We start from the raw sequence: 3,949 nt of genomic DNA, 5'->3' as shown, positions 1-3,949 counted from the left end.
CACAACAGCAGCCCCAGTGCACCGGCGGCGATCACCCCCCCGCCCAGCCCCGCCCAGGTCTTGTTCGGGGACAGCCGCGGCGCCAGCTTCGGCCCGCCGATCGACCGCCCGGCGAAGAACGCGCCGATATCGCACGCCCACACCAGCGCCATCGCCCAGAAGGCATAGAGCAGCCCGTCGTCCTGCCGGCGTAGGAACACCAGCGCCAGTACCGGCAGCCCGCAATAGGCCACGCCCAGCGCCAGTCGCGGCAGCCGGGTAACGATCGCGACGAAGAACGCCGCCCCCGCGACCAGCCCCAGCGTGAAGAAGTCGTGCGTTTCCAGGATCAGCCACGCCGGCGCCATCGTCGCCAGCGGCACGCTGAGCGCGAATTGCGCCAGCCGCTTGGTCTTGGGCGGCACCTTCTGCAGATCGCCCCATTCGGCCATCATGAACAACGCGACCACCACCGCCAGCAGCCAGAAGGCGATGTCGCCGAGGATCAGCGCCACCGAAGCGACCGCGATCATTGCGACGCTGGCGATCATCCGCAGCCTGAGGTTCGACGGCGTGCGCAGCGCCGCATCGGGCGTCGGAGGAAAGGGTGACGGCGACGAATCGCTCATGCGCGCGCGCTCACAGCCCGCCGTAGCGGCGCTGGCGCTGCCCGAACGCGCTGATCGCGGCGGCCAGATCGTCGGGGCCGAAATCGGGCCACAGCGTGTCGACGAACAGCAATTCGGCATAGGCCGCCTGCCACAAAAGGAAATTCGACAGCCGCTGTTCGCCAGAGGTGCGGATCAACAGGTCGAGAGGGGGCAGCTCGCGCGTTTCCAGCTCCGCCTCGATCGCATCGCTGTCGATCGCCTCGACCGGGATCGCGCCCGCCGCGGCGCGCGCCGCCAGCCGCTGCGCCGCCGTGACCAGTTCGGCCTGTGCGCCGTAGTTCAGCGCGATCGCCAGGATCGGGCCGGTATTGGCGGCGGTACGCGCCAGCGCATCGTCGACCAGCGCGACGACATCGGCCGGGAACCGGCGATAGTCGCCGATCACGCGCAGCCGCACGTTCTCGCGCACCAACTCGGCCAGGTCGTTGCGGATGAAGAATTTGAGCAGGCCCATCAGCCCGCTGACCTCCTCCGCCGGCCGGCGCCAGTTCTCCGAGGAGAAGGCGTAGAGCGTCAGCGCCTGCACGCCCATCGCACGCGCCGCGCGCGTCACCGCGCGCACCGCCTCCACCCCCGCGCGGTGCCCGGCGGCCCGCGGCAGGTGGCGTTGCGCGGCCCAGCGGCCGTTGCCGTCCATGATGATCGCCACGTGGCGCGGCATGTGCTGCGCCACCGGCTGCGATGCCGCCGCGGTCGCCATCACCTGCGCGCGCCCCTGGCCCCCATGGCCATCACTTGCCGAGGATTTCCTTTTCCTTGGCGGCCGCGACCGTGTCGATCTCGGCGATCGTCGCGTCGGTCAGCTTCTGCACCTCCGCTTCGTGGCGCTTGCGCTCGTCCTCGCTGAACACGCCCTTCTTCTCGTCGGTCTTCAGTGCGTCCATGCCGTCGCGGCGCACGTTGCGCACGGCCACCTTGGCCTTTTCCGAATATTGCCCGGCCAGCTTCGCCAGTTCCTTGCGGCGCTCCTCGGTCAGGTCGGGGATCGGCAGGCGCAGCGTGTTGCCGTCGTTGATCGGGTTCAGCCCCAGCCCCGCCGAACGGATCGCCTTTTCCACCGGGCCGACGTTGGTCTTGTCCCACACCTGGACCGACAGCATCCGCGGTTCGGGCGCCGACACGGTCGCCACCTGGTTGAGCGGCATGTGCGCGCCATAGACCTCGACGGTCACCGGATCGAGCAGCGACACCGCGGCGCGCCCGGTGCGCAGGCCGCCCAGATCGCCCTTGAGCGATTCGACCGCACCGTTCATGCGCCGCTCCAGGTCGGCCTTGTCATACGCGGGCATTACTTGGTCTCCATCTCTTTCTGCACCACGGTCGACACGCCTTCACCGCGCAGCACGGCGGCGAAATTGCCGTGCTCGCGGATGTTGAAGACGACGATCGGGATGTTCGAATCACGGCACAGCGCGATCGCGCTGGCGTCCATCACCTTCAGGTTCTTCGCCAGAACCGTGTCATAACTCACTGTTTCGTAACGGGTCGCGCCCGCCACCTTCTTCGGATCGGCGTCATAGACGCCGTCCACCGACGTGCCCTTGAACAGCGCGTCGCAGTTCAGCTCCGCCGCGCGCAGCGCCGCGCCGCTGTCAGTGGTGAAGAACGGCGATCCGACGCCTGCGGCGAAGATCACCACGCGGCCCTTTTCCAGGTGCCGCTCCGCCCGGCGGCGGATGAACGGTTCGCACACCGACTGCATCGGGATCGCCGACTGGACGCGCGTGTCGACGCCGATCTGCTCCAGCGCGTTCTGGACGGCCAGCGCGTTCATCACCGTCGCCAGCATCCCCATATAGTCGGCGGTGCCGCGCTCGAACCCCTTGGCCGCCGCGGCCAGCCCGCGGAAGATGTTGCCCCCGCCGACCACGACGCACAGCTCATAGCCCTGCGCCTTCACGTCGGCGATCTCCTCCGCGACGCGCGCGGTGACCGACGGGTCGATCGCCAGGCCGTCGGCGCCCATCAAGACCTCGCCCGACAGCTTCAGGAGGATGCGCTTGAAACGGGGATGGGTCATGGGATCCGGACGCTGTTGGAAAGGCGCGCGGACCCTAGGCGCGGGGCCCGCGACTGGCAATGGGTTGACAAGGGGGCTTGCGCCCTGGCCCCACAGGCAAACCGCCGCCCCGGTCACCCGGCGCGGCGGCTGGTCATGCGGCCCGACGCACGCATCGGGCAGGCGCGTCAGGCGTGCTGCGGCACGCCCGATGCGGCGGCGACTTCCGCCGCGAAGTCCGACACTTCCTTCTCGATGCCTTCGCCCAGCTGGAAGCGGACATAGTCCTTCAGCACGATCTGCGCACCGGCATCCTTGCCCGCCTTGGCAACGACGTCGCTGATCTTGGTCTTGCCGTCCATGACGAACAGCTGGCTCACCAGCGCGTGCTCCTTGCGGTACTTGGCGATCGAGCCTTCGACCATCTTGGCGATGATGTCGGCCGGCTTGCCGGATTCGGCCGCCTTCTCGGTCGCGATCGCGCGCTCGCGCTCGATCTCGGCCTCGTCCAGGTCGCCCTCGTTCAGCGCCTTCGGGAAGGCGGCGGCGACGTGCATCGCCAGGTCGCGGCCCAGCTTCTGCAGCACCTCTTCGGCGGCATCCGATTCGAGCGCGACCAGCACGCCGATCTTGCCCATGCCGGGCGCCTGCTGGTTGTGGACGTAGGACACGACCGCGCCCTTCGACACTTCCAGACGCTTGGCGCGGCGGATCGACTGGTTTTCGCCAATCGTCGCGATGTTGTTGGTCAGCGCTTCCTCGACGGTCTTGCCCGACGGCATCGCCGCGGCCTTGATCGCATCGACGTCACCGCCGGTGGCGAGCGCGATCTGCGTCACGTCGCGCACGAAGCCCTGGAACTGCTCGTTCTTCGCGACGAAGTCGGTTTCGGAATTCACCTCGACCACCGCACCCTTGGCGCCGGCGACGGCGACGCCGACCAGACCCTCGGCGGCGGTACGGCTCGACTTCTTCTGCGCCGCGGCCAGGCCCTTGGTGCGCAGCCAGTCCAGCGCGGCATCCATGTCGCCGCCGGCCTCGTTCAGCGCCTTCTTGCAATCCATCATGCCCGCGCCGCTCTTCTCGCGCAGGTCCTTGACCATCGCTGCCGTGATATCGGCCATTATACTGTCCTCACTCAGATGCGCCGAAGCGCGACGATCCGCTTGCGAACCGCCGCGCCTCGAACGGGAAATCGGGGAGGCTCCATAGGAAGCCTCCATGACATTCGCGCGTCGCTTACGCGGTGGCGGCTTCGCCCTCGGCAGCGGCCGGGGCCTCCGCGGCGGGAGCCTCGGCC

General features: G+C 68.7%; 5 protein-coding genes. All 5 read right to left on the bottom strand.

Annotated elements, in window-relative coordinates; genetic code table 11:
• On the bottom strand, positions 1 to 608 hold a 608-nt coding region (locus AX685_RS09735; protein ID WP_082740772.1), incomplete at its 3' end, for a phosphatidate cytidylyltransferase.
• Positions 609 to 618: 10 nt separating this feature from the next.
• Positions 619 to 1,350: an isoprenyl transferase gene (locus AX685_RS09730; protein ID WP_066488033.1), complete on the bottom strand. Its 732-nt coding sequence runs from the start codon at positions 1,348 to 1,350 to the stop codon at positions 619 to 621.
• Between the two features lie 31 nt (positions 1,351 to 1,381).
• A complete protein-coding gene (frr, locus tag AX685_RS09725; RefSeq protein ID WP_066488031.1) occupies positions 1,382 to 1,939 on the bottom strand; it encodes a ribosome recycling factor in 558 nt (185 codons plus the stop codon).
• A complete protein-coding gene (gene pyrH / locus AX685_RS09720) occupies positions 1,939 to 2,670 on the bottom strand; it encodes a UMP kinase (RefSeq protein ID WP_066488028.1) in 732 nt (243 codons plus the stop codon). The genes frr and pyrH overlap by 1 nt, the downstream gene beginning before the upstream one ends.
• 167 nt (positions 2,671 to 2,837) lie before the next feature.
• Entirely contained in the window at positions 2,838 to 3,773 is a 936-nt protein-coding gene (tsf, locus tag AX685_RS09715; protein WP_066488025.1) for a translation elongation factor Ts, read from the bottom strand.
• Between the last annotated feature and the right edge of the window lie 176 nt (positions 3,774 to 3,949).

The sequence above is a fragment of the Sphingomonas sp. CCH9-F2 genome, assembly GCF_001556735.1.
Lineage (GTDB): Bacteria > Pseudomonadota > Alphaproteobacteria > Sphingomonadales > Sphingomonadaceae > Sphingomonas > Sphingomonas ginsenosidimutans.
This window is presented reverse-complemented; position numbering and strand designations above follow the sequence as displayed.

Excerpts from the sequence above, each read along its gene's own strand:
- AX685_RS09730 (WP_066488033.1), bottom strand. The coding sequence starts at position 1,350 with ATGGCGACCGCGGCGGCATCGCAGCCGGTGGCGCAGCACATGCCGCGC.
- tsf (WP_066488025.1), bottom strand. The coding sequence starts at position 3,773 with ATGGCCGATATCACGGCAGCGATGGTCAAGGACCTGCGCGAGAAGAGC.
- pyrH (WP_066488028.1), bottom strand. The coding sequence starts at position 2,670 with ATGACCCATCCCCGTTTCAAGCGCATCCTCCTGAAGCTGTCGGGCGAG.
- frr (WP_066488031.1), bottom strand. The coding sequence starts at position 1,939 with ATGCCCGCGTATGACAAGGCCGACCTGGAGCGGCGCATGAACGGTGCG.